General features: G+C 41.5%; 28 protein-coding genes. All 28 read right to left on the bottom strand.

The annotated features are described in order from the left end of the window. Positions 1-35: 35 nt before the first annotated feature. Positions 36-1,235, bottom strand: a complete 1,200-nt coding sequence (minJ, locus tag GXP75_RS08380) for a cell division topological determinant MinJ (protein WP_242556572.1) — start codon at positions 1,233-1,235, stop codon at positions 36-38. Positions 1,236-1,311: 76 nt separating this feature from the next. Continuing rightward, on the bottom strand, positions 1,312-1,665 hold the full coding sequence (gene swrA / locus GXP75_RS08375) for a swarming motility protein SwrAA (protein ID WP_042870672.1): 354 nt from the start codon (positions 1,663-1,665) through the stop codon (positions 1,312-1,314). Between the two features lie 388 nt (positions 1,666-2,053). Continuing rightward, positions 2,054-3,505, bottom strand: coding sequence for a carboxy-terminal processing protease CtpB (gene ctpB / locus GXP75_RS08370; protein WP_214916346.1), 1,452 nt, complete (start codon positions 3,503-3,505; stop codon positions 2,054-2,056). A gap of 131 nt (positions 3,506-3,636) precedes the next feature. Beyond that, entirely contained in the window at positions 3,637-4,527 is an 891-nt protein-coding gene (gene ftsX / locus GXP75_RS08365) for a permease-like cell division protein FtsX (RefSeq protein WP_003326743.1), read from the bottom strand. Further along, complete coding sequence (ftsE, locus tag GXP75_RS08360; RefSeq protein ID WP_003326742.1) at positions 4,520-5,206, bottom strand: cell division ATP-binding protein FtsE; 687 nt, start codon at positions 5,204-5,206, stop codon at positions 4,520-4,522. Before ftsE ends, ftsX begins: the two co-directional genes overlap by 8 nt. A 216-nt stretch (positions 5,207-5,422) precedes the next feature. Next, positions 5,423-5,761, bottom strand: coding sequence for a cytochrome c551 (gene cccB, locus GXP75_RS08355; RefSeq protein ID WP_242556571.1), 339 nt, complete (start codon positions 5,759-5,761; stop codon positions 5,423-5,425). 47 nt (positions 5,762-5,808) lie between these two features. After that, positions 5,809-6,657 carry a YitT family protein gene (locus GXP75_RS08350; RefSeq protein WP_242556570.1) on the bottom strand — a complete coding sequence of 283 codons (849 nt, stop codon included), beginning with the start codon at positions 6,655-6,657 and terminating at the stop codon, positions 5,809-5,811. Positions 6,658-6,926: 269 nt separating this feature from the next. After that, positions 6,927-8,028 (bottom strand): peptide chain release factor 2 gene (prfB, locus tag GXP75_RS08345; protein WP_100198804.1). Its coding sequence is split into 2 segments (ribosomal slippage): positions 6,927-7,955 and positions 7,957-8,028, totalling 1,101 coding nucleotides; the frame shifts between segments, so codons are not numbered across the junction. 78 nt (positions 8,029-8,106) lie between these two features. Continuing rightward, positions 8,107-10,632: a preprotein translocase subunit SecA gene (gene secA, locus GXP75_RS08340; RefSeq protein ID WP_242556569.1), complete on the bottom strand. Its 2,526-nt coding sequence runs from the start codon at positions 10,630-10,632 to the stop codon at positions 8,107-8,109. 172 nt (positions 10,633-10,804) lie between these two features. Further along, on the bottom strand, positions 10,805-11,371 hold the full coding sequence (hpf, locus tag GXP75_RS08335) for a ribosome hibernation-promoting factor, HPF/YfiA family (protein ID WP_242556568.1): 567 nt from the start codon (positions 11,369-11,371) through the stop codon (positions 10,805-10,807). Positions 11,372-11,565: 194 nt separating this feature from the next. Then, on the bottom strand, positions 11,566-11,943 hold the full coding sequence (locus GXP75_RS08330; RefSeq protein ID WP_010790069.1) for a DUF8042 domain-containing protein: 378 nt from the start codon (positions 11,941-11,943) through the stop codon (positions 11,566-11,568). A gap of 9 nt (positions 11,944-11,952) precedes the next feature. Then, positions 11,953-12,294: a flagellar protein FliT gene (fliT, locus tag GXP75_RS08325; RefSeq protein WP_063638067.1), complete on the bottom strand. Its 342-nt coding sequence runs from the start codon at positions 12,292-12,294 to the stop codon at positions 11,953-11,955. Next, the gene (gene fliS, locus GXP75_RS08320; protein ID WP_003326733.1) at positions 12,291-12,692 is read right to left on the bottom strand and encodes a flagellar export chaperone FliS; all 402 of its coding nucleotides are present in this window, start codon (positions 12,690-12,692) and stop codon (positions 12,291-12,293) included. The genes fliT and fliS overlap by 4 nt, the downstream gene beginning before the upstream one ends. 15 nt (positions 12,693-12,707) lie before the next feature. Further along, positions 12,708-14,210: a flagellar hook-associated protein 2 gene (locus GXP75_RS08315; RefSeq protein ID WP_214916335.1), complete on the bottom strand. Its 1,503-nt coding sequence runs from the start codon at positions 14,208-14,210 to the stop codon at positions 12,708-12,710. Positions 14,211-14,228: 18 nt separating this feature from the next. Continuing rightward, complete coding sequence (flaG, locus tag GXP75_RS08310; RefSeq protein ID WP_242556567.1) at positions 14,229-14,567, bottom strand: flagellar protein FlaG; 339 nt, start codon at positions 14,565-14,567, stop codon at positions 14,229-14,231. Between the two features lie 284 nt (positions 14,568-14,851). Beyond that, positions 14,852-15,802 carry a flagellin Hag gene (gene hag / locus GXP75_RS08305; protein WP_242556566.1) on the bottom strand — a complete coding sequence of 317 codons (951 nt, stop codon included), beginning with the start codon at positions 15,800-15,802 and terminating at the stop codon, positions 14,852-14,854. A gap of 143 nt (positions 15,803-15,945) precedes the next feature. Next, positions 15,946-16,170: a carbon storage regulator CsrA gene (gene csrA / locus GXP75_RS08300; protein ID WP_003326728.1), complete on the bottom strand. Its 225-nt coding sequence runs from the start codon at positions 16,168-16,170 to the stop codon at positions 15,946-15,948. Then, on the bottom strand, positions 16,164-16,595 hold the full coding sequence (gene fliW, locus GXP75_RS08295; RefSeq protein ID WP_214916329.1) for a flagellar assembly protein FliW: 432 nt from the start codon (positions 16,593-16,595) through the stop codon (positions 16,164-16,166). The genes csrA and fliW overlap by 7 nt, the downstream gene beginning before the upstream one ends. A 34-nt stretch (positions 16,596-16,629) precedes the next feature. Then, complete coding sequence (locus GXP75_RS08290; protein WP_242556565.1) at positions 16,630-17,196, bottom strand: DUF6470 family protein; 567 nt, start codon at positions 17,194-17,196, stop codon at positions 16,630-16,632. 47 nt (positions 17,197-17,243) lie between these two features. After that, positions 17,244-18,140 carry a flagellar hook-associated protein FlgL gene (gene flgL, locus GXP75_RS08285; RefSeq protein WP_242556564.1) on the bottom strand — a complete coding sequence of 299 codons (897 nt, stop codon included), beginning with the start codon at positions 18,138-18,140 and terminating at the stop codon, positions 17,244-17,246. Between the two features lie 11 nt (positions 18,141-18,151). Continuing rightward, positions 18,152-19,675: a flagellar hook-associated protein FlgK gene (flgK, locus tag GXP75_RS08280; protein ID WP_242556563.1), complete on the bottom strand. Its 1,524-nt coding sequence runs from the start codon at positions 19,673-19,675 to the stop codon at positions 18,152-18,154. Positions 19,676-19,691: 16 nt separating this feature from the next. Beyond that, positions 19,692-20,174 carry a flagellar protein FlgN gene (locus GXP75_RS08275; RefSeq protein WP_061570804.1) on the bottom strand — a complete coding sequence of 161 codons (483 nt, stop codon included), beginning with the start codon at positions 20,172-20,174 and terminating at the stop codon, positions 19,692-19,694. A gap of 15 nt (positions 20,175-20,189) precedes the next feature. Beyond that, complete coding sequence (gene flgM / locus GXP75_RS08270) at positions 20,190-20,450, bottom strand: flagellar biosynthesis anti-sigma factor FlgM (RefSeq protein ID WP_003326722.1); 261 nt, start codon at positions 20,448-20,450, stop codon at positions 20,190-20,192. A 79-nt stretch (positions 20,451-20,529) separates the two neighbouring features. Further along, positions 20,530-20,949, bottom strand: coding sequence for a TIGR03826 family flagellar region protein (locus GXP75_RS08265; protein ID WP_242556562.1), 420 nt, complete (start codon positions 20,947-20,949; stop codon positions 20,530-20,532). A 71-nt stretch (positions 20,950-21,020) separates the two neighbouring features. Then, positions 21,021-21,743: a double zinc ribbon domain-containing protein gene (locus tag GXP75_RS08260; protein ID WP_242556561.1), complete on the bottom strand. Its 723-nt coding sequence runs from the start codon at positions 21,741-21,743 to the stop codon at positions 21,021-21,023. Next, positions 21,707-22,003, bottom strand: a complete 297-nt coding sequence (gene comFB, locus GXP75_RS08255) for a late competence protein ComFB (RefSeq protein ID WP_242556560.1) — start codon at positions 22,001-22,003, stop codon at positions 21,707-21,709. The genes GXP75_RS08260 and comFB overlap by 37 nt, the downstream gene beginning before the upstream one ends. Before the next feature lie 56 nt (positions 22,004-22,059). Beyond that, a complete protein-coding gene (comFA, locus tag GXP75_RS08250) occupies positions 22,060-23,457 on the bottom strand; it encodes an ATP-dependent helicase ComFA (protein ID WP_242556559.1) in 1,398 nt (465 codons plus the stop codon). Positions 23,458-23,563: 106 nt separating this feature from the next. Next, positions 23,564-24,406, bottom strand: a complete 843-nt coding sequence (locus GXP75_RS08245) for a DegV family protein (protein ID WP_242556558.1) — start codon at positions 24,404-24,406, stop codon at positions 23,564-23,566. Between the last annotated feature and the right edge of the window lie 5 nt (positions 24,407-24,411).

Raw genomic sequence — 24,411 nt, 5'->3', positions numbered from 1 at the left:
CGGTGTCAACGTTTTTCACGTAACACCGGACTGTTTTATCCTTGCAAAGCGGTTATATTTTCTTCTTCTTCATGGTTATCCTTTACGAAAAGAATTCCCAATTCGTGGTGCTCTCCTTCATAAGTCGCACGCTGATCGAAACGAATCTCCCCATTTAACCCGATGACTTCCAGCTTTACGAACGCCCTGTTATTTTGGAGGGCTTCATAAAAATCAGACACGTGCTTGACGGATGTACCATTCACCTTCGTAATAATCTCGCCGATTTTCAGCTCCAGATCCTCCGCAGGCGTATTCGGGATAATTCCGAGCACCATTAAGCCCTGATCCCGTTTGGAAAAATAAAAAGGGGCCGCATTGTCGTTCAACCGCTGCTTCAGCGACAGGAATATCCGGCCGAACACCGCCGTCAATACGGCCGCTCCCGCAAATGGCGTCCACCAGATACTTGCCGCGCCAAAAGCCGTAATCACCAGACCCAGTATCGCGATCCGTTTCGCAGTAGTCTTAATGCTGATTGCCGGAAGCGATCCCTGTACCCTTTGTCCAAATCCTATGATATAAGGAATCCAGATAAGGTGGAAAGATCCTCCAGGAACTGAAAACACAGGCCACCAGGACAAATTTGATTCTAATCCGTTACCCGGCACCAGGATAAACAGCGGCAGCAGCCAAGCACGATTAGATATCTGCTGTCCGATCGGCAGGCCCCGGCTGCTTACAACCAGAGCCGGCGATGTCTTCACATGTGCCGAACGATAAGCAGCCGCACCTTCCGTAATGACCAATAGACCCAGCAAAACGGCTATAGCCGGCCAATTGATTTCGAAGCCTTGCGGAAACCGATTCAAAAAAGGCTCTGCCTGAAAAAGGCTGAGGCCAAAGCCAATGATCATACTCACACCGACAATATAAGCAGCAGACAGCCAGTTTGCGCGTAAGACCAGCGCTGCGGCAGCCGTTACAACGGCAATGATCCCGAGCATGCCGAGCGGAACCGATATCCCGAGCCCAAACATGATCACTGAAAGAATAATGCCGGGGATGAGCCCTTTTGTATATGTAAATTTCAGCTCATCGTAAATATCGGCAATTCTCGTATGAAATGTTTTTCGCTCCCGTTTAATCCTTGCATATCCGCAAGCAAGGCTTATGATCATGAAAAACCAGAAAAGCGGGTGTAAAAAAAACAGCCCCGCGCTTTTTAACAGTTCAATTGCCCATTCAACAGACACTTTCGTTCACCGCCTCAAGCCAAGCATTTTAATATTATTCTACCAAATTATAAATGGCTTGGATATCTTAAAAGGTTTATCTCTCCTGATTCATCCAGAGCGTCACATTAGACAGAGAGAAATCCTTTAAATAATGGTTTACCTCGACGTCCAACACACCGCCGATGAGGAGCATTGATCGTTTTATGTCTGTCAGATTGATTCCCAACCGTTTATGATTTTTCATTAAATAATTAAAATAATGCTCGGCGCATTCCTCATTAATATCGTTCACTGATTCTACATTTGTGTAATTGACTAAATATCTGCTAAAGAGCATTAGAAGACTTAGTGCTTTTGTAGCTGAAAATGTTACGTCTTGTGTTCGGTCTTTTAATTGTTCCACTAATTCATAGTATTTTTTTTCACGCACAATACTTGCCCTCTTCAATTGTGAACCCCCATTTTCTTCATACAGTTAAGCACGGACCAGCACAAACAGCGGCACTGGCGGTGCTACAAGCATTCTCGCTAACGTTATTCTTTTCAATACGATTAGTGCAGCTGTCCAAAACATGAAATAACTGTTCTTTTTAGAACCTTCTTCTATTGTAGGAATTAAACCATTAATAGACAACTTGCAAAAGTTTCATTTTAAATACATATTTTCTCGTTAGAAAGTCTCTCTCATATATTGATATCGGGCATTTGTTGTCCTTTATAAATGTTTATATGTGAAAAATTTTTAAATATCCTGTCAAAAACACAAAAAATATGTGACTTTTTAATCATTTTCTTTTAAGTCCATAGGAATAGGAGACGGCATCTGCCGTCTCCCTCTATTTTACAAATAATGATTTTAGCGCAGTTTGCAGCTGTAAATCATTTTTTTCATCAGTTTTTTTCACGTCGATCAGCTGGTTCATTTTCTCCGCCGTTCTCTGATCAATCACTCCGGATTTATTCAGCTTGTTTTGATCTTGAAAAGCAAGAACAGCCTTTTTCATTCCTTCACTGAAATAACCATCGTCCCTGCCCGGATCAAAGCTGAGGCCTTTTAACAGCACTTGCGCATGCTTCACGTCTTCATTGTTCATATCCAATTTGAGCGGCTGCTTTAACTGCAGCGGGCCTGCCTCGAAGTAATCAGGCTGTTTGATAGCGATGGTCGGCTTGATTCCCTTTTTATGAATCCAGTTTCCGTTAGGTGTCAGCCATTTATAAAGCGTCAGCTTAATATTGCTGCCATCCCCCATCGGTACTGCCTGCTGAACGGTTCCTTTCCCAAATGACGTATCACCGACTACATCATAATGCGCTGCTTCTTTTAACGCGCCGGCCAAGATTTCAGAAGCGGAAGCACTCCCTTTATCAGTAATCACATTCACGGGATATGGTTTTGTTTGCTTTAAAGTTGAGAAGTAACGTTTCTTATCGCCGTTCCGTTCCGCAATTTGGATGTAGGGCTGATCTTTAGTTACAAATTGTTTGAGAATCTCTTCAACGCTCTGTAAGTATCCGCCCGGATTACCGCGGACATCGAGGACAAGCCCTTCGATTCCTTTTTTCTCCAGCTTCTTTAGCGCCTCTGAAAAGTCCTCGGCTGTATGCTCAGAAAATGTAGAAATCGCGATATATCCAACCGAATGGCCCTGCGTTTTTTTGACGGAAGAAAAAACCGTTTCAAGCGGAATCTCTTCTCTCTTAATGTTGAAAGACAATTGCTTCTTCGTTCCCGGGCGCTGAATCTTGATAGAGACGCTGGAACCTTTCTTGCCTCTTATTTTCAGCACTGCGTCATTTAAATCCTTGCCCGACATCGCTTCCCCGTCAATGCTGATAATTTCATCATTCGGTTTCAGCCCCGCCTTTTCAGCCGGTGATTGTTTAAATGGAGAAACGATAATGATTTTGTTTTCGTCCATCCCTACTTCTGCGCCGATTCCTTCAAATGAGGAATCAAGCGAATCGGAAAACTGCTTAGCAGTCTGCTTGTCCATATAAACGGAATAAGGGTCATTTAACGTAGACAGCATGCCTTGTATGGCACCTTCCAGTAATTTTTGCCTATCAACCTTCTCTACGTATTCATTCGAAATTAAATCATACGCCTTTTCAATTTTATCCATTGCCTCGGTTCTATCAGAATCGGAGCGGTCTGACTGTGCTGCCGCTGTTACCGCTTGTGCTTGAGGCTTTTCTGCGTGAGGCATGTTCATTCCTGCGACAACGCCGGCTCCGCCAAACAGCAGACTCCCCGCTGCTATAAAAGCGATTATTTTTTGATTCATCCTTTACCTCCTCCTGTTGTGCCAGACTGTCTTTATGAAAACCTAGAGATAGTATATGTAAAGGATGGACATTTCATGTAAATCAGAGAAAAACAAAAAAGCCAGTCCGCATTGGACTGACTTTACTATATTTATACTCGCAAGAATTTGCGGATAGAGGTCAAACTTCCCCATACTCCAATGACTGCGCCAATCAAGATCAGCACAATCGACACTTGAAACACAAACGGATTATACGGCAGAAGGGAAACAAACGAACCTTGAACCTTCGGAGCTACCCAGCTGATTAAGGATTGATACGTACTTAACACAAGGGCGATCGGAATTACCGAGCCGAATACGCCGAGCAGCAGTCCTTCAAGGAAAAACGGCCAGCGGATAAACCAGTTCGTGGCGCCTACAAGCTTCATGATTTCAATTTCTTTTCTTCTGGCGAAAATCGTAATCTTAATCGTATTGGAAATTAAGAACATAGCCGTAAACAGCAGACCGATAATAAGAGCGATCCCGATGTTTCGTGAGACGCCGACCACTTTAAACAAACGGCTGACTTCTTCTTTTCCGTACGTCACCTTGTACACGTGGTCCAGTTTTTCTATTTTCTTTGCCACGTTAGGTGTATCATGCGGATCTGAAGTTTTCACGACAAATGCGTCATTCAGCGGGTTTTCCTGGTCCTGCATCGTTAAGGACTGTCCGCTGTCTCCAAAACTGTCGACCAAGCTATCAAGTTCTTTTTCCTTAGAAGAAAAACTGACGCTTTGAATACCTGAAATATCGTTGATTTGATCCTCCAGCGTGCCTTGCGCTTTCTTATCTGCTGTCAAATCTATCAACACTTTGATTTCCACTTCTTTTTCGGCGTTAGACGCCATATTGTTCAGATTAAGCATAATCACTAAAAACACGCCGACTAAAATCAGCGTTACGGTTACCGCACTGATAGACGCAAATGTCATCCACGTGTTTCTGCCGAGAGATTTAAAACTCTCACGCAAATGCCGCCCGAGAATTTTAATCATAAGAACCATACTCCCCTCTTGACTCATCACGCACAATGACACCGTCTTCGATTGCAATGACCCGTTTCTTCATGGTGTTCACGATTTCTTTATTATGTGTCGCCATTACGACAGTTGTTCCGCGGTTATTGACCTCTTCCAGCGTCTTCATGACTTCCCAAGACGTATCAGGGTCCAAGTTCCCCGTTGGTTCATCGGCAATGACAACGTCAGGATTGTTGACGATAGACCTTGCGATGGAAACACGCTGCTGCTCCCCGCCTGAGAGCTGATCCGGAAATTGTCTCGCTTTATGTTTCAGCTGCACAAGATCAAGCACCTCAAGCACCCGCTTTTTGATCACAGACGGCTGTTCGCCGATGACTTCCAAAGCAAACGCAACGTTCTCAAATACCGTCAGCTTCGGCAAAAGCTTAAAGTCCTGAAAGACTACGCCTATTTTTCGCCGCACGAAAGGAATCTCTTTTTCCTTTACAGAGGCGAGATCTTTATTGTTAATTAATATTTGGCCCTTTGTCGGCTTTTCTTCTCTGTATATCATTTTGATAAAAGTAGATTTGCCTGCTCCGCTCGGCCCTACTACATAAACAAATTCACCGGGGTGAATGGCGATTGTTATCCCGTTGATCGCTTTTACGCCGTTACGATACGCCTTATATACCTCTTTCATTTCTATCATGTAATCACCTAATCTTTTATGTCTTTTTATGTCATACACTTCGGATTCTTTGACAGCTTTATGACCCGTTCATATGTAAAAAGATGAAAAATCTGAAAGTTTCCTTTTTCAACACACTTCATTATACGTCAAATTTAGACATAATACTATTACAGTTTCTTTTCATCTGTTAAATAAAAAATCTTTGCCTCAAGATTCGGCAAAGATTTTTAGCCACTACTTTTTCTCTGACAGCCATTTGGCGATGGAAGCGGCTTCGGCATCATCAACTAGTCCGCCCGGCATATTGCCTCTTCCTTTTTCAATAATGCTTTGAATTTTTTCTTCATCGTATTTTCCGCCGACCTCTTGGAGATTAGGTCCTGAAACGCCTTCTAAATCCTTGCCGTGGCATCCTATGCAGCTTTGCTGATAAAGCTCTTCTCCTTCAGAGGCAGAGGCTTCCGTGCTGCTGCCGGTATCTGACTTCTCTTCCTTTGAATCATTAGATCCGCAGGCCGCCAATAGAACTGACATGGCAAACACAATCATTAGTATCGCTAGTTTTGATTTCATTTGTGAAAAGCAACTCCTTTACGAACTCAACCATATTATAACCCCGTTCACGCGCGTTTGAAACCCTCTCCAAGCACCTCGCTTGCATCTGTAACAATCACGAAAGCAGACTCATCAATTTGTTTGACGACTTGTTTCAGTTTTGTGAATTCGGTTTGGCCGGCTACACACATTAAAATCGGCCGTTCATCATCTGTATAACCGCCGACCGCAGAAATCTTGGTGACCCCTCTGTCAATTTTCTTAAAAACCGCTTCTCTGACAGCTTCCTCATCCTTCGTAATGATCAGCGCCATTTTCGAACGGTTGAAGCCCACCTGCACCACATCAATCGTTTTACTTGATACATACACGCCAAGCATCGCAAATAGACCCTGTTCGATGTTAAACACAAGCATAGCGGCAACAACGATTAAACCGTCAATCGTCGCGAGGCATGTGCCCAAAGACAAACCTGTATACTTATGGATGATTTGTGCGGCAAGAGCCGTGCCTCCTGTTGAGCCTTTTCCACGATAAACAATGCCGATTCCCGTCCCGATTCCGACGCCTCCAAAAATAGCCGCCAACAATTCATTATTGGTGGCAGGCTGCAGATCCCTTGTTAAAAACACCACAAACGGCAAAAAGATAGAACCCGCCAAAGTCTTCAGACCAAACTTTCCTCCAAGGATCACTACACCAGCGATAAATAAAGGAATGTTAAAAATCCACTGCACATAGGCAGCCTCAAAACCAAATGGCTGTAAAATCGTACTGATCCCGCTTACTCCGCCTGCCGCAATCCGGTTCGGAAGCAAGAATACGTTAAAACACACACCCGTAATAGCTGCCCCTATAAGAATATAGATATAATCCCGAAAAATCTGTAATCCCTTGTTTGGCATTCCATTCATATAAATCCTCCGTTCTTTCAATTGCTTCGATAGCATTTTAATCCTTCCCGTGAAAGAAGTAAATAACACCCAAATACCGTATTAATATGCTAAAGCAGCAGCGGATCAAATGAAAAGAAGCGGGACTCTTCTAAATGCTGTCGTCCCACAATCAAAAAGCCTCCGGTTAATTTTGCAATTGGTTAGATTTTCCTTTTTCATTTTCGGTGCAGCAGGCTGGTCTATTTATTCATCAAAAAAACACACCCGACTAACAGGTGTGTTTTTTCCTAAGAAAGCTTGGAGCGTAGATACGCATCTATAAATACGTCAATGTCTCCGTCCATGACCGCTTGAACGTTACCCATCTCTGTATTCGTACGATGGTCTTTTACAAGCGAATACGGATGGAAGACGTAAGAGCGGATTTGGCTTCCCCAGCCGATTTCTTTTTGTTCTCCGCGAATTTCGTCAAGTTCCGCCTGCTGTTCTTCAATTCTTCGCTGATACAGCTTAGACTTTAGCATTTTCATTGCTCTGTCACGGTTTTTAATTTGTGAGCGCTCAGTTTGACATGTGACAACCACATTCGTCGGCAAGTGAGTAATCCGAACGGCGGAATCCGTCGTATTGACGTGCTGGCCGCCAGCTCCGCTTGCACGATACGTATCGACTTTAATATCTTCCGTGCGGATATCAATATCAATTTCTTCGTTGAATTCCGGCATCACGTCACACGAAACAAAGGATGTGTGGCGGCGGCCGGATGAATCAAACGGAGAAATACGCACAAGACGGTGCACGCCTTTTTCCGCTTTTATATATCCATAAGCATTGTGCCCTTTAATCAGCAGCGTGACTGACTTAATTCCGGCTTCATCACCCGGGAGATAATCAAGCGTTTCAACTTTAAAACCTCTTCGCTCAGCCCATCTTGTGTACATTCGCAGAAGCATAGAACCCCAATCCTGGGACTCTGTACCGCCGGCACCCGGATGAAGTTCCAAGATGGCGTTATTTTTGTCGTACGGTTCGCTGAGAAGAAGCTGAAGTTCAAACTCATTGAATTCCTTCGTCAAAGTCTTTAATTCCTTCACCAGCTCAAGCTGAAGTTCTTCATCTGGCTCTTCCTTCAGAAGATCGTGAGTCATTTGAAGCTCTTCATGCGATTCACTCAATTTTTTATAAGAATTGACATAATCCTTCAATCCATTTGCTTCATTAATAACCGTCTGAGCTTTTTGCTGGTCGTTCCAAAATTCCGGATCAGCCATTTGCTCATCTAGCTCAGCGATTCGAGTTTCCTTTGTTTCGAGGTCAAAGAGACCCCCTAAAGTCAGCTAAACGAGAAGCCATATTTTCAAGTTCTGCCCTGATTTCAGATAATTCCATTTCATTCACCTCATTAAAAGATCCGAGGGCGCCGGATGTGCCTCCGGCGCGCCCCGGTCATTACGCTCACGCGCGAACCTATTCAGTCCGGCCGCAGCAATTTTTATATTTTTTTCCGCTTCCGCAATGGCATGGCGCATTCCGGCCGATATCCACTACTTTACGAACAGGCGCTTTTTTTGCCTGTTTGGATTCGTCGCCGTCTTGCGGCTGGTGAGCCGTTGTTTGGCCTTGTACAACCTCTTCACGTTCAAGGTTGCTTTCAATTTCAGCTTTCATCACAAACTTCGCAACTTCATCTTCGATAGACGCGATCATATGCTCAAACATCGTAAAGCCTTCCATTTGATACTCACGAAGCGGGTTAGTCTGCGCGTATGCCCGCAAATGAATACCTTGACGAAGCTGATCCATAGCGTCAATATGATCCATCCATTTTGAATCAACCGCGCGAAGCACGATTACTTTTTCAAATTCACGCATTTGCTCAGCGCCGAAATTCTCTTCTTTTTCATTATATTTTGTCAGAATCCGATCCATAATCAGCTCATGCATCTCATCTGGCTCTTTTCCGAAAATGTCGCTCTTCTCAAGCACGCCCTCATCAAGATAAGTGGTGTTCACCAGTTCAACAAGCCCGTCCAGCTTCCATTCCTCCGGAAGCTCTTCTTTTGGCGTGTAAGCGGCGATAGCCCGTTCAAGAGACGATTTAATCATATTCTCGACGATATCGCGCAAGTTTTCTGAGTCAATCACTTCGAAGCGCTGCTTATAAATAACTTCACGCTGCTGGCGAAGAACATCATCGTATTGCAGGAGCTGTTTACGTGAATCAAAGTTATTTCCTTCGACACGTTTTTGTGATGATTCCACTGCGCGTGAAACCATTTTGCTCTGAATCGGAGTGGAATCGTCCATTCCAAATCGGTCAAGCATCGCCATCGTGCGTTCGGCACCGAACCTGCGCATTAATTCATCTTCCATAGAAAGATAAAATTGTGTAATACCAGGATCTCCCTGACGGCCTGAACGTCCTCGCAGCTGGTTATCAATCCGGCGCGATTCATGGCGTTCCGTACCGACGACAGCAAGTCCGCCAAGTTCCTTCACACCTTCGCCAAGTTTAATATCCGTACCGCGCCCCGCCATATTAGTGGCAATAGTGACAGCGCCTTTTTGTCCGGCTTCTTCAATAATTTGGGCTTCCCGTTCATGGTTTTTCGCATTTAAGACTTGATGCGGAATGCCTTTGTTTTTCAAAAGCTTCGAAATTAATTCAGATGTTTCAACAGCAACAGTTCCGACCAGAACGGGCTGTCCTGTCATATAACGCTGGGCAACATCTTCTGCAACGGCCTTAAACTTTCCTTCCATTGAACGGTAAATTAAATCAGGACGGTCATCACGAACAACCGGCTGGTTTGTCGGAATCGTCACAACCTGCATATTGTATATGTTGCGGAATTCCTCTTCCTCTGTTTTTGCAGTACCGGTCATACCGGCAAGCTTTGCATACATCCGGAAGTAATTTTGGAATGTGATCGTAGCTAAGGTCATGCTTTCATTTTGGATCTCAAGCCCTTCCTTCGCTTCGATGGCCTGGTGAAGACCTTCACTGTAACGGCGGCCTTTCATGAGACGGCCCGTAAAGGAATCGACGATCACAACCTGTCCGTCCTCTACCACATAGTCAACGTCCTTCTGCATGGCGGCATGCGCTTTTAAGGCTTGGTTGATATGATGGTTAAGCGCGACGTTTTTGACATCAAACAAGTTGTCAATGCCAAATGCTTTCTCGGCTTTGGTCATTCCTTCTTCCGTCAGCTGTACGCCTTTTGTTTTCACATCATAGGTGAAATCCTTCTCAGCCTTCAACGTACGGACAAAGGCATTAGCCTGCACATACAGCTTGGTTGATTTTGCAGCTTGTCCGGAAATAATAAGCGGTGTTCTGGCTTCATCGACAAGAATGGAATCGACCTCGTCAATTACGGCAAAGTGAAGCGGCCGCTGCACCATCTGTTCTTTGTAAAGCACCATGTTATCTCTTAAATAATCGAAACCGAGTTCATTATTTGTAGAGTACGTGATGTCAGCCGCATACGCTTCACGTTTTTCTTCTTTCGTCATGGAATTTAAATTCAAGCCGACGGACAAACCGAGAAATTCATAAATTTTTCCCATCTGCTCAGCGTCACGGCTTGCCAAGTATTCGTTGACCGTCACGATGTGTACGCCTTTTCCGGATAACGCGTTTAAATAAACAGGCAGCGTGGAAGTTAACGTTTTCCCTTCCCCTGTTTTCATCTCCGCAATATTCCCGTCATGAAGAGCGACGCCCCCCATAAGCTGAACCTTAAACGGGAACATACCGGTTACGCGGCGGGAAGCTTCCCGTACGACCGCGAACGCTTCAACCAGAAGATCGTCCGGCGTCTCTCCTTTTTCAAGGCGCTCCTTAAATTCAATGGTTTTATGTTTCAATGCATCATCAGAAAGATTTTCATAATCTCCTCTGATCGCATCAATTTCATTCGCTTTTTTTTCGTATCTATTCAGCGTACGTTTTGTCGGATCAAACACTTTATTTAAAATTCCAAGCATCTATAACGCTCCTCTATCTTCACATGTCTTTTTCAGTGCATGTTTTAAATGATTTACTGGTCCATGTATACCTCTCATTATCATATCATACCTTCTGTTATTTCCAAAGAATTTGCAATTAATAATGAAGAAAAAAACCCTCCGCGAAAATCACGGAAGGCTGGGCTGCTTATTATTCGTTTGGTTCAATCAAGCCATATTTCCCATCATTTCTCCGGTATACTACGTTTGTCAGATTTGTTTCTGCATTCGTGAAAACAAAGAAACTATGGCCGAGCATGTTCATTTGTAAAATGGCTTCCTCACTGTCCATCGGTTTTAAATTGAACCGTTTTTGACGGACAATTTCCGGGCTGTCCTCGTCTATTTCATCCTGAACCGCAACGTCTGTTTCAGACGCGCTGCCGTTCGTGAATAAATGTTTCGGTGATTCCTGCTCGCGGAATTTGCGATTCACCTTTGTTTTATGCTTTCTTATTTGACGTTCCAGCTTGTTCGTTGCGAGATCAATTGCATTGTACATATCCTCGTTATGCACCTCAGACCGAAGCGCCAGATCAGTCATTGGAATGGTAACCTCAACCTTAGATTCTTTATCATTATAGAACTTCAAGTTGACGTTTACATCGGCATTCACGCTGTGTTCAAAATAACGCTCCAGCTTGCCGATCTTCTTCTCAACATGATCCTTTAACGCGGGTGTAACCTCAATATTTTCTCCTCTGATGTTATAGTTCATCAAAGAACGCCTCCCTTTTATATAAGGATATGTATCTATTTCTCTTTTACCCTTTACAATTCCTGCTGAAACGTAAACCTTGTGTGAAGATTCAGTGAACTTTGTCGAATTAAGGGCGATTTTCCCGAATAGCAGCTAATCTGAGGTATATGTATATGCGGTTTAAAAGAGAAAAAGAACTGTCCTTATATCATCTAATTCATAATAAAGGGTTCCATGCATTGATGGATGGTAAGCATCCATTTTCTATAATGTATAAGAAAATGTTCTTTTAAATAAGCACAAAATTCCCGAGATGGGAAGGTGAAAGAAACCAAGTGATCAAAATCAGCGAAAACCTCGTCAAAAGCTCGAATGCATATTTCGGCGCACTTCGTCTTCAATATGCGGAGAAGAAGAGAATGCGTTGAGTCCAAATAGAAAAAAGCTTGGATCAGATCATGATAAATCCGATCCCCTTCTGTTTTCGCCAAATTTTGGTCTGCCTCAATCAAATAACAAAGTCCCTCATCGATTGTAAAAAGAAGATGGTAATAGGCTGATAAAAGCGTATAATCTTCAATTCTGTTCAAGGCACTCACCTATTTACGCTTGTCATAATAACGCCCGTCAACCGTGATGTTGTTATACGGATTTAAATACGTTGTATGTACGGCACGCTTTTTTTTCAGCTTATGCAGCTCACTTTTTAAAGACAGCTTAATTCTTTGCATTTCCTGAACAATCTGCTGATCCCACGTTAATACAAGTTTGATCTGATTTTTTTCTTCATCTGAAAGAGGAAGCGATATCTGATTGATTAAACCTTCTCGTTTCGAAAGAAAATCTTCGATTTCTTTAACGAGTTCGTCACTTTCAGACGTCCCTTGTATATGTGTCAGCATGTTCTTCGTTTCACTGTATAACAGCTCCGTTTTCCTCATACAATTCCGCCTGATCCGTGCCGGTCTTTGCGCTCGATTTGAATCGCCTGTTTCCACGCATCACGAAAATCAGTAATGTAACCCTCAATTTCAGCCAAAATATCCTTATCACTTTGTATATTCGCTTCTACCAATTTACGGTGAATATATTCATACATCGCTCCCATTGAACCGGAAAGCTCAATGTCACGGTTAAGAGTAATATTTAATTCCTGAATAATGTTTTGTGCTTTGATGAGATTTACATTTTTACTTTCCATATCACCCAAATGAATAGCTTGATTTGCAAGTTTTATAAATTTCAAACAGCCGTTATACAACATAAGCGTCAATTCACCTGGAGTTGCGGTATTAATAGAATTTTGCTGATAAGCTGTATAAGGATTTTGGATTGCCATTTTTTACCCTCCGAATTACATAGATTGTGAAAGAAATTGCGTTAAATAGGTTGATTGCTCATTCATTTTTTGAATCGCCGTCTCCATTGCAGTGAATTTTGTATAATAGCGGTTTTCGATATTTGCGAGACGGTCCTTCAAACTTGTGATATCGGTACTGACCGTATTAAGACTTTTGCCGATTGAGAAATTATTGTTAGTCATCGTTGAATTTCCGGCTTTGTTTTCTATGCTTTTGACTGTATTTTTTAATGAGTCATTTAAACGGTTAATAATGCCTTTTTCACCATAACTGCTGCTGCTCGAACCGCCCGCAAACAAATTAACCACACTTTGAGGATCTTCTTCTATTTTTGCTTTCAGCTTTTCTTCATTTATCTCTAAGTGTCCTCTTTTTAAATAAGTACTTGAGGTAGTAATGCCGAATTCGGTTAATTGATAGGATTTTCCATCTACAGTGACGTTTGAATAGAAGTCAGTCCTCATTTGGTTTGTTCCGCCGCTTAAAATACTATCATTTCTTAAAAGGCCGCTTTTTGCTTTTTCTTCCCACAGCTCAACTTCTTTATCTGACATCGCCTCTTTTTGCTCAGATGTTAAAGGAGTATAATCTCTGTATTTTGTTTGTTGCAGCTTTTCATTGATGCCGTCAATTAATTCATTATATTTAGTAACGAAATCCTTAATTTTATTATAAATACCGTCTACATCAGTAGAAACGGAAGTTGTAATGGGACCGGTTTTTTCCGTTGTGCCCTTTAGTGTGTAAGTTACACCGTTTACAGCAAAAGTATTAGAGGTTTTTTCCATTGTAAAACCGTTGATTTTCACTTCTGCATTTTGCCCTTTTTGATCAGCAGTAAGTTTATTTTCAGCATCAAGTGTAAATCCGAGCTGATTGGACATAAAGCCCGCAGTCGTATCATCTGCTGCCTGAATACTGCCCCCTGCTCCAGTCGCTTTTGATGAGAAAGCAATCGTTTCAACATATTCAGAACCGTTATAAATCTTGTCTTTAAAAGCAGATACCCCTAAATTTGATTTGTTAATCTTAGCAATCACCTTATCAATTGTGTCTGTACTGCTGATGCTGATATCTACAGTTTTTGCCTCAGTTTCACCTGGCGCGGTGACATTAAATGATAAACTGTAATCACCAGCCGTGTAGCTTGTATAATTGGAAGATTTATATGTGGAAGAAGTCGCAAGTTTAGCTACTTCAACTGATGTTGATGTATTTTGAGCGCTGCCGGCCGCAGTAGCTGTCACAACTGCTTCATTTGAACTTGTAACTGTTTTACTATTATATACACTTGGATAGGTTAACGTATTTTTCGAAATATAATTTTGTAATTCACTTATTTTTGTATTGACTTCCCGATAGCTGTCACGCTGCCATTCAAGAAGCTGCTTTTTTTGTGTCAGTTTATCTAGCGGTACACGCTCCGTTTTCATTAAATTGCTGACGATTTCATCAACATCCATACCTGAAGCCAAACCTGTTATTCTTGTTACCATACCCAAACAACTCCTATCTTACATTGATTTATCAACTAGTAATCCTATAAACTCAGCCATAGCCGCATAAAAATCAAGCCATTGTTTTGGCGGGATTTCACGGATAACCGCTTCTGTTTTGCTGTCAACGACCTTCACGTAATATTCATCTAACTTTTCATGAAGCTCGAACTTAAGATGAACTTGGGACGGCTCCAAAAGCTTGTTGGCTTTCTGTATCGTTTGTTCAACTTGTGAAGACACCCCTTGCTCCGAAGCTGCTCCGTTTTTTACCGCCTCTTCATCTCGACCACTTACCATACGAGTATGATAAGCATCCCAAATAGATTCAAATGATGTAAAACGTTCAATATTCAATTTTAACCATCCCCCATTTGATGATCTACCGTTTATATCGACTAAGTTCAGTTAAATTACATGTTTTTTTGGAAAAAAACTCATGTTGATTCATAGTAAAATGATGAGTAAAAGAGTAAATAGTTCAACTCATTTTATGAAAAATTTCATTTTAACATAAGGATCGGTTTCAGAATAAAAATCATCTTAAATTGAAGACGCTGACGAAGAAGATTAATGAAAGGAGATATTTATTTCTACAAAAAAAAGACCTTAGCAAAGCTAAGGTCTTTGTGAACGTGCTGTTATTGTAACAATTGAAGAACTGATTGCGGCTGTTGGTTCGCTTGAGCAAGCATAGCTTGAGAAGCTTGAGAAAGAATGTTGTTCTTAGTGAACTCGCTCATTTCTTTAGCCATGTCTACGTCACGGATACGAGACTCAGCAGCTGTTAAGTTTTCAGAAGAAGCACCAAGGTTATTGATTGTATGCTCTAGACGGTTTTGAACCGCACCAAGTTTTGAACGTTGAGTTGAAACTTGTTTAGTCGCTGCGTCAATAGCAGAAAGTTGGTTCTCAAAAGAGAATTTTGCTTTGTCTTCGTCTGATAGATCAGCGCCATCTGCCGCTTTTCCAGTTAGTTTTGTAACGTCTAAGTCAGCAATTTTAAATCCTGCTACTGCGTCCCCAGCAGCGTTTGTTGTATCTGCTGTTCCAAGAGATTTAACAGACATGTCCTCGATGTTTACTGTAAGAGTTTGTTGGTCGTTTGCGCCAATTTGGAATTGAAGCTGATTTCCGCTTGCAGAACTGAAATCACCATTAAGTAGGTTCTTGCCGTTAAATTGAGTACGGTCAGAGATACCTTTACTTGCTCCGTCAACGCCACCGATTTCTTCTAGTAAAGAACCGATCTCATCTTGAATTGCTCCAAGATCAGTAGTATCTTGAGTACCTGTGTTGTTAGCTTGAACAGCTAGTTCACGCACACGTTGAAGGATAGAGTGAGTTTCAGTTAATGCACCCTCTGCTGTTTGGATAAGAGAGATTCCGTCTTGAGAGTTTTTAGAAGCCATGTCCAGACCTCTGATTTGTCCTCTCATTTTTTCAGAAATCGCAAGACCAGCAGCGTCATCTCCAGCACGGTTGATGCGAAGACCTGAAGAAAGTTTCTCCATGTTTTTTTGTGAAGCATTGCTGTTTGCTGAAAGCTGGCGGTACGTGTTTAATGCCGCAATATTGTGATTAATTCTCATTTTGTTGTTCCTCCCTGAATATGTTTTATAGCACGTCCTTGTGCTATGTGATGTAACGGCTGAAGTCCAATGTACTCCCTGCCGGTTACATATTTAATATCGGACTGTGCTTAAATTTATTAATACAAAAAAGAAAAAAATCCTCACTTTTTTTGTGAGGATAGCGCAGATAATAGATTGTTGGAAAAAGAAGCTGCCCGATTGTTTTCTTCTTGAATCGTCAAATAGATTTCTTTTCTGTGAATATCAATATGCTTTGGAGCATCGATGCCCAATTTCACCTGATCTCCTTCAACAGCAATAATTTTCACTTCAATATCATCGCCAATTTGAATCGCTTCATTGATTTTCCGAGATAAAACTAACATGATTCTCCTCCGATCGGATGCTTTGTCGTATATGAGGAGTTGTGTAATACTACTTGCTTTGCCAGCATATTTTTACGATTCACAATAATTGGAGCTAGCAAATTCGCTGTTGATTTCTCAAAAGGCTCTTCCATTGTTAATATTGTCATGACTTCAACATCTTCAATATTTTCAATCTCCAAAAGCTCTGCTGCGGATTCACTAAGATCAAATTCGTAATCTTTAAAAAAGACGAACGGACTTACGACAATAAACGCAAGGTTCTCTGTTACGACTGACTGCAAAACAACGAACGGAGAGTCTTCTGAAAGCGGCAAAATGACAAACTGTTTTTCTTCTGAAAATCCAGGGAGCCCGCTTTCAAAAACAATCATTTGTTCTTCTTTAACGTTCGTTTGGCCATGGTATTTTGTTTTAATGAACATTGTTCACGATCCTTTTCATTTTTACTTTTCAACCTTACGCTTTTTTAGGATATACTACATCTATTTTTAAATCAGGATATTGCAGCATGTCAACCTTAACGTTTCCGGGCGTATAATCAATGATTGGTTTACGCGGCGCTGCCTGAATAACCGGTTTATGCGGCGTTACATTTATATGAAGCTCCGATGGCGTGTAATCGACTTTTACTCTTGAAAGAGATGGAGTGAAATTTTTACCCAATTCAATAGGATGATGGGCAGCGTTTCGTTTCGCCTGGGAAGCAATCGGGTTTCCTCCATTTTCAATCCTCATGAGCTCGTCTCCTTCATCTGCAGCTCTTGCTATTCCATTAAGTACATCTTGACGGCCTTTTTGTGCAGCTTCTTCTATCCTTTTAAATATATGTTTCCTGTCTAAGTCTTCCCAAGCTTTTGTTTGATCTATCGTAAGTTTTGAAGGTGTTACTGACATATCCAGTTCAGCCTCGGGCTGTTCGATTTTTAAATCCGCTTCAGGCTGCTCCATTTTTACGCTGGCCGGAATTGTTGTCAAACTAATTTTGGCAGGAATACTTTGCATGGCTAACATCGGTATCTCCATCATAATGCCTCCTAAATTGTAAAAAAAGCGGACTCATTAAGAGCCGCTTACTTTAAAAAGTCAATCAATGTAGGCTGAACGATTTTCGCATTTACAGCCAGTGCTGCTCTGTGAACACTTGCCTGAGCAATAAAATCGGTTATCACTTTTTCAAGTTCTACGTCTTCATTATCAGATAATACTTTTGTAGCCGTCTCTTCCTGTGTCTCTAAGCGTTTATTGATTAATTCTAATCGGTTATATCGCGCACCAATATCAGAACGTTCGGCGCTCATGCCGTCAGTAAACTGATCAATGTCTGATAAAGTTGATTTCATATCGTCTACCGATCCTGAATTTAATGCATTTTCAAGCGATTCAAGCATTTCAAATACATTTTGACCGCTTGCTGATGTACCTCCGAAGGCAGATTTCGGATCTGAGTTCACCTTTAAAGTCATATTACTTGAAATATTGACATTGACATCATCTGCGTCAGGTATGGTATAAGTTCCATCACCATTATCCACTACCGGAGGGCTATCTGAATTAGTTCCATTAAATATATAGCGTCCATTTACCTGTGTATTGGCTATATTAAGAAGCTGTTCTTTTAGTTGATTAACTTCAACGCCTATAGATTTTAATTCAGCCTCGCCATTTTGGCCATTTTTAGCTTGAACGACAAGATCCCTTACTTTTGACAATACATCAATACCTTCAGTAATGTTCGTTTCTGTATTTTCGAGCCAAGTAAAGGCTTGTGAAGCATTGCTTTGGTATTGTTTAACCTGAGATAACTGCGTATTATATTTTAAACTTTTCATAGCAACAATCGGATCATCAGAAGCCTTAGAGATTTTTTTACCTGATGAAACTTGAGATTGAAGTTTATCAAGCTTAGCGTAGCTTGAACCAATATAGCGCAAGGAGTTTTGCTGAATCATACCTTGTGTTACTCTCATTTACCCGTCACCTATCTTCCGCCGGCACCCATGCCGTTTATCACTTTATCAAGCATTTCATCTTGTAATGTAACCATTCGCGCGGCAGCATTGTATGCATGCTGAAATTGAATCATGTTGGTCATTTCTTCGTCTAATGAGACTGCACTCATTTGCTGGCGGTTTAAATCAGCAGCATTCAGCTGTGTTTCTGTGTTAGCCGCTAAACGGTTCGCCTCTTGTGTTTTGATGCCTAATTCGCCTATTAAACTTGCATAGTAATCTAAAACCGTGGTTTTCTTTCCGCTAATTGTTATATTACCGGTTAAAACACTTGCTAGTTTTGTGGCATTTGAATTATCGTTAGCTTCGCCGCTTAATGAAAAAGCAATGTTTTGGCCTTTTGAATTTATAATGCTGTCAGTCACTTTAATCTTAGCGGCTGCTCCTTTTGCAGGATTCGCTTCCCCGCTGCTAAAGTCAAAGAAATCGCCGCCTTGTTCACCGCTGGCGGTTAAGCCATTTCTGTGCACCTCATTAAAAGCTTTAGCAAATTCAAGCGCCATGTTATCAAGATCAGAAAGCATTTCTGGATAAATGCCTTTTTCTTCTCCATCTGCCGTCACATACCCGTATGATTGGATAAAACCTAACAAAGAGCCGTTGCTGCTGAATGAATCTGCCTGTATCTCGGAATCCCCGATAGACACACTTTTTGCCAGGCCGGTTTCTTCATCATAATTTACTTTTAACTCTGTAGCCTTGTAATCTTTCCCGTCCAAAACAGTTCCAAGAGACTGTTTGTTCTTATCAAGGATTTCAATTGATACAGTACCTTCAGATGAGGCAAGTGCATTTCCACCTGATTTATTATAGCTGACCTTTATATCAACTAAAGATGACAATTTATCAAGAAGCACATCTCTTTGATCATACAAGCCGTTTGGAAGATTTCCCGATGGTTCGACCTGTGCAATCTGCTGATTTAAACTGTTTAATTGAGACAGCAGGGAGTTAACATCTAAGACACTGCTATCAAGTTCAGTTTTTAAATTTGACTGAACATTTGTAAGTGACTCAGAAATATGATTAAATGTACCAGCAACATCCTGTCCTTTTTGAGAAACAACAGAACGTGCGCTGTCTTCATTTGAATTGTTTGTTAATTCCTGTAATGACTTCCAAAAAGAATTAAGCACACTGCTTAAACCGCTGTCATCGGTTTCATTCATTACACCTTCCATTTGCCCGAGAGCTTTAGCCCTAGTATCATAATATCCCGAGTTGTTATTCTGTAACCGATATTGATAGTCAAGAAAGCTGTCTCTTATCCTTTCAACTGACTTCGCTTCTACACCGGTTCCTATTTGTCCCGCTACTTTTTCCGCGTTTTTTGAAACAGCAGGAAACGAGCTTGTTGCCTCTAATGAGACCCTTTGTCTTGTGTAGCCATCTGTATTTGCGTTGGCAACATTATTAGCTGTGGTGCTTAAAGCAGCCTGCTGAGCACTTAGCGCCCGCCTTGCTGTTTCAAGGCCCATAAAGGTCGATGACATGTTCAAATCCTCCGTTCTAAGCTTGTGAATCAAATAATTTTAATCGGCTTCCCGCCGGATGGTTTGCTTGAACTGATTGTCCGTAATTAATGTTATTCTCCTGGGGAACAAGCATATCAAACGTAAGGGAGATAAATTGCAATGCCTGTTTCGTAAGCTGTTTATTCAGCTCATTTATTTCCTTTAAGCCGTTAAGCTGTTCAGAAAGCGATTGAAATAACTGTTCAAGCTCGGTTTTTTCCTTACCGGAAGCCTTTTTTATGCATGCTGTAACTGTATTGTTTTTACCAAAACCCAAAAATTCAGAAGTTGCTTTCATCCGTTCTTCTTCTACTTGTCCAATTGCTTGTATATATTTTTGCTCTTTTGTCAAAATGTTAGAAAGCTCTTTTGTTTTGCCGGCCTTTAGCGCTTCGGTTTTTTCTTCAGAAAGCGTGAGCAAATGTTCATGCAGAACGCAAAGTCGCTTTAATTGTTCAATAATTGGCTTTGCTGACATCGGCTTTCTCCTTTTTTATTGCTTTTTATAAAAATTCACCATGTTTTCCGCAATGCTGTTTCCGTCCACTTTATAGGACCCGTTTTCAATCTCGGCTTTAAGCTGTGCAATTTTTTCCTGACGAGACTTAATGTCTGATGCATTTTGGAGTTCTTTTGCCTGTGAAGAAATTTCAACTTTATCTTTAGGCTGTGCAGATGTTTTTTGCACGGCTTGTTTATCGTAATTTTTTTGATATGGATTAACGGATTGTGTTCCAAATTGATTGATTTTCATAGGATTCCTCTCGCTTTCCGTTGCAGTCTTTAAACAATCTAACCCTTTTATCGACTGCGTTTTCAGTTAGTTTAGGGAATCAGCTGTTTTTGGTATTATAGGCATAGTATGTGTCTTTAGTACCATTTCCGCCCTTTGATTTCGCAGCGGTTTCTTGGTTCAAACGGTCCATTTGCCCCTCAATATCTGACTGGCAAGCCTTGCAGAATTTGCCTTCCCGTATTGATGTACCGCACCTTTCACAAGGATATGCCAAGTTCGGAAGATGAGTGATTTGAATTCTTTTTTGTCTGATGAATTTTAAAATCAGCTCTTCTTCCACACCTGTTTCCTCGGTAATGCGGTTAAGTGTGGATTGCCGGTTTTCTTGTTTTCGTAAAAATTTATATACAGTTTCAAATGCTTTTTCTTCTTCCTTAATACACGCCTGACATACAGTTTGCAGCTTTGTTTTTAAAAATAAAGCATTGCACTTTGGACAATTCGCCAGTTCACCCATCGTTTTAACTCCTATTCTTTAATATGCCTGTTATATTTCTAAAAATTATATCGGCACAAATACAGAATGATTTAGCTTCTGATTAAAGTAAAAGAGGACACAGAGCCTGCTTTTCCTTTTTCCAATAAACAACGGGCTGCATGGTGTAAGGTAGCGCCTGTGGTATAAAGATCGTCGATTAATATGACATCCATATCTGCAACGGAATTAATTTCAGTATCAAAGACACGTTTGAAAAGGAGCCGTTCCGCTTTGTTTTTCTTGGATTGTTTTTCATTATCCAGACGGGTTAGGGAATGAATGATGGGCCGGTCTAAACATTTCGCCAGAAGTTCTGACTGGTTAAACCCGCGCTCTGCTTTCCGTTCCTCACTCAGCGGGATTGGAATAAGCACATAGCTTTTTTCAGGATAGACAGTTGAAAATTCCGATGCAAAATCAGTCTTAAAAACATGCAAAAGCTCTGCGTCTCCTCTGAACTTAAAACGGGCCAGCGATTCTTTCATCATCTCATTATATACATAAACAGAACGGTTTCGGCTTAAAAGGAAGCCTCTATCAATCCTTGATTCCCATTCGGTGCAATCGGGGCATTTTTCATTTGTGTTTTGAGGTCTGCCGCATGAAGGGCAAACCGTTCCTGTGATCCTTTGTAATTGTCTTTTGCACGGATGACAGACCTTTTCGTCCGGCTCTAATAAAAATAAAGATCTCCACGTAAGAGATTGAGAAAACTGCGAATCACACAATAAGCAGTTCAGCTTTTTTGCTCCTCCCTTTTTTTCGTCACACAATTATCGCCTGGGCCGGCTGACACGATAGCAGCCGATTCAGCCAATATAACAAGCATCGCCGTATTTTTCTGTTTATCAACAAGTTCGGCTTTGTTATACGCAATCTTTTTTTTATCTGTAACATAGCTTGGTTTCACTTGGTTTAAAGAAAGTGCCAGTACATCATTCATGCATACTGGGCATGTGCATTTCATATGAAGCTGATCAATATAACGGTCAAGAAGCTCTTTCATCACGATTTCTTTTGAATTGACAAGCATTTTTACAGCTCCTCGTTGAATGTTTGAGTATACTGTAACATGTTTTTACAAATTAACTAGTCTATTAATTCGTTTTTTCTTGCCAATTTATTCATTTCGTTTATATGTTTTCTGGCATCTATCATACTCTTTGTTTTTCCAAAGTGAAAATATATGACGTCACCCTGAGCATATTTTTTATGCCGCCCTGTCCTTCCGGCGATTTGGACGAGTGCGCTCTCAGTAAATATAGGCGATTCAGCTCCCAATACGCCAGTCTGCACCATTGGAACAGTAACCCCTCTTTCTAATATGGTCGTTGTGATTAATACGTCAAGCCGGCCGTCCCTGAATTGCTGTACTTTCTCTTTTCGGTTCTTATCTTCCGCATGAACACCCGCTGTTCGATATCTCATGTCGGCGAAACAGGCAGTAACCTTCTCTAAAACGGAAACAGACGGCACAAATAAAAAAACAGGTCTGCCTTCTTTCACATGCTGTTCTACCCATATTTTCACCTGTTTCGGAATTTTGCTTCCGGCTAATTTTTTTTGCCAGTTTCCGCACCAGCAAAAACGTGGTTCAGGCAATGGTTTCCGATGATGTCTTGCGGGTATGCGAACCGATTTTAACTTCCCTATATGCGCTTTCTTTTTTAATTCTTTGGAAGGTGTTGCACTTAAATAAATGAGAGTGCTGTTTTTCTTTCTTGCTTTTTGAACAGCAAACTGGAGAGTTTGATCAGCAGAATAAGGAAAAGCATCAACTTCGTCTATGATGATGACGTCAAATGCTTCTTTGTAACGTAATAGCTGATGTGTCGTTGAAATCATCAGCGGGGACAAGCTCCCATTATCTTCACTCCCTCCGTAAAGGGCTGAGACCTTTGAGGTCTGAAAGGCGGTTTTCAGCCTTGGGGTAAGCTCTAGTACGACATCGGTGCGCGGTGTTGCAATACATACACGAAATCCCTGATTTAACGCAAACTCAATGCCCGGGAATAATATTTCGGTTTTACCTGCGCCGCAAACAGCCCAAATAAGAAGCTCTTCCCTTTTGGTTATCGCGTCAATTAAAATATCCGCGGCTTTTTGCTGCCCAAGAGAGAGTTTACCTTCCCAAGTAAGTTTTATAGGCTGCCACCTTGCTTCCACCTCCTTTATCCATGAATATAAGAAAATGTTCTCGCTTACTCTTCCCATCATGACACACGAACGGCAATACATTTGATTTTTTTCATCTGAGCATGACCAGTAGGAAGAAAAATACCGCTGGTCATTTTGGCCGCACCTGTTACAAAAATAACCCTTTTTATTTTTGATGATTGATTTTTCAGCGGAAATAAAACCATGCTCAATATGCCAGTTGATAATTTCCTCAGAGAATGGGATTTCAGTTCTAAGCAAGTGGCGCTGATGAAGGAACTGCTGCAGATCAGCAGAGAATAAAGGTTTCTTTTTCAACTCAGTCTGCATAACGCATTGCCTCCTTGGGAAAAAGTATGCCTGACCGAAAATTCTCTGTCCAATCTAAAAAAACAGAATATAAAAAAACCTCCGCCTCTAAAACGGAGATTTCCGATTACATAAAACACCAGCCGATACCGATCGCGCCTTCGCCCAGATGCGTGCCGATAACCGCGCCAAAGTAACTGTTATAAAAATCGACGTGCGGATACTTTGCAGAAAGCTCTTTAATGATTTCATCAGCTTCTTCTTCCCTGTTGGCATGGATTACGGCCGCCTTCATCGGCAATCCTTTGCTTGCATCTTCTTCCAAAAGCTCATATATCCGCAAAATCGCTTTTTTACGTGTTCGGATCTTTTCAAAAGGAACAATTAGCTTATTGTCAAAATGCAAAATAGGCTTTACCTTTAGAAGGCCCCCAATAAAAGCCTGCGCACTGCTTAAACGCCCGCCTCGCTGAAGATGGGCTAAATCATCGACCATAAAATACGCCCGCTGTGTTTTTTTCATTTCATCCAGCTCTTTTAAAATGTCTTCAGGAGCGTACCCTCTTTTAATCAACTGCGCTGCTTTAATTGCAAAAAAGCCTTGGACAAGACAGCTTATCTCAGAGTCAAACGGATAAACTTCAATATTATCCACCATTGCATTAGCAGAGGCCGCACTGTTGTATGTGCCGCTTATCCCGCTTGAAAGATGAATGCTAATAACGGCATCGTACGTTTTTCCAAGCTCTTCATACAAAGCAAGCAGCTCACCAAAGGCCGGCTGTGATGTTGTGGGAAGCTCATCATGTTTTTTTACTTCCTTGTAAAAGCTTCGCCAATCGATTTCTGTTTCCTCACGATAGGATTCGTTTCCGAATACAACATTAAGAGGAATCATATGTATATGATTCTGCTCTCTTATTTCTTTTGGAATATACGCGGTACTGTCTGTTACCACAGCAATCTTCATGTCTT

The organism is Bacillus sp. HU-1818 (assembly GCF_022695965.1).
In the GTDB taxonomy this organism is placed as follows: domain Bacteria; phylum Bacillota; class Bacilli; order Bacillales; family Bacillaceae; genus Bacillus; species Bacillus atrophaeus.
This window is presented reverse-complemented; position numbering and strand designations above follow the sequence as displayed.

What these genes read in the sequence shown, in the direction of transcription:
- fliW (WP_214916329.1), bottom strand. Translation starts at nt 16,595, where the DNA reads ATGTTCATTAAAACAAAATACCATGGCCAAACGAACGTTAAAGAAGAA.
- secA (WP_242556569.1), bottom strand. Translation starts at nt 10,632, where the DNA reads ATGCTTGGAATTTTAAATAAAGTGTTTGATCCGACAAAACGTACGCTG.
- ctpB (WP_214916346.1), bottom strand. Translation starts at nt 3,505, where the DNA reads ATGAATCAAAAAATAATCGCTTTTATAGCAGCGGGGAGTCTGCTGTTT.
- GXP75_RS08245 (WP_242556558.1), bottom strand. Translation starts at nt 24,406, where the DNA reads ATGAAGATTGCTGTGGTAACAGACAGTACCGCGTATATTCCAAAAGAA.
- cccB (WP_242556571.1), bottom strand. Translation starts at nt 5,761, where the DNA reads ATGAAATCAAAACTAGCGATACTAATGATTGTGTTTGCCATGTCAGTT.
- ftsE (WP_003326742.1), bottom strand. Translation starts at nt 5,206, where the DNA reads ATGATAGAAATGAAAGAGGTATATAAGGCGTATCGTAACGGCGTAAAA.
- flgM (WP_003326722.1), bottom strand. Translation starts at nt 20,450, where the DNA reads ATGAAAATCAATCAATTTGGAACACAATCCGTTAATCCATATCAAAAA.
- comFB (WP_242556560.1), bottom strand. Translation starts at nt 22,003, where the DNA reads ATGCTTGTCAATTCAAAAGAAATCGTGATGAAAGAGCTTCTTGACCGT.
- flgK (WP_242556563.1), bottom strand. Translation starts at nt 19,675, where the DNA reads ATGTCATCGACCTTTATGGGCCTTGAAACAGCAAGGCGGGCGCTAAGT.
- csrA (WP_003326728.1), bottom strand. Translation starts at nt 16,170, where the DNA reads ATGTTAGTTTTATCTCGGAAAATCAATGAAGCGATTCAAATTGGCGAT.
- fliS (WP_003326733.1), bottom strand. Translation starts at nt 12,692, where the DNA reads ATGGCAATCCAAAATCCTTATACAGCTTATCAGCAAAATTCTATTAAT.
- hpf (WP_242556568.1), bottom strand. Translation starts at nt 11,371, where the DNA reads ATGAACTATAACATCAGAGGAGAAAATATTGAGGTTACACCCGCGTTA.
- comFA (WP_242556559.1), bottom strand. Translation starts at nt 23,457, where the DNA reads ATGCAGACTGAGTTGAAAAAGAAACCTTTATTCTCTGCTGATCTGCAG.
- hag (WP_242556566.1), bottom strand. Translation starts at nt 15,802, where the DNA reads ATGAGAATTAATCACAATATTGCGGCATTAAACACGTACCGCCAGCTT.
- flgL (WP_242556564.1), bottom strand. Translation starts at nt 18,140, where the DNA reads ATGAGAGTAACACAAGGTATGATTCAGCAAAACTCCTTGCGCTATATT.
- GXP75_RS08275 (WP_061570804.1), bottom strand. Translation starts at nt 20,174, where the DNA reads ATGTCAGCAAAGCCAATTATTGAACAATTAAAGCGACTTTGCGTTCTG.
- ftsX (WP_003326743.1), bottom strand. Translation starts at nt 4,527, where the DNA reads ATGATTAAAATTCTCGGGCGGCATTTGCGTGAGAGTTTTAAATCTCTC.
- GXP75_RS08315 (WP_214916335.1), bottom strand. Translation starts at nt 14,210, where the DNA reads ATGGTAACAAGAATAACAGGTTTGGCTTCAGGTATGGATGTTGATGAA.
- GXP75_RS08290 (WP_242556565.1), bottom strand. Translation starts at nt 17,196, where the DNA reads ATGGAGATACCGATGTTAGCCATGCAAAGTATTCCTGCCAAAATTAGT.
- GXP75_RS08350 (WP_242556570.1), bottom strand. Translation starts at nt 6,657, where the DNA reads ATGAATGGAATGCCAAACAAGGGATTACAGATTTTTCGGGATTATATC.
- fliT (WP_063638067.1), bottom strand. Translation starts at nt 12,294, where the DNA reads ATGAGGAAAACGGAGCTGTTATACAGTGAAACGAAGAACATGCTGACA.
- GXP75_RS08265 (WP_242556562.1), bottom strand. Translation starts at nt 20,949, where the DNA reads ATGGGTGAACTGGCGAATTGTCCAAAGTGCAATGCTTTATTTTTAAAA.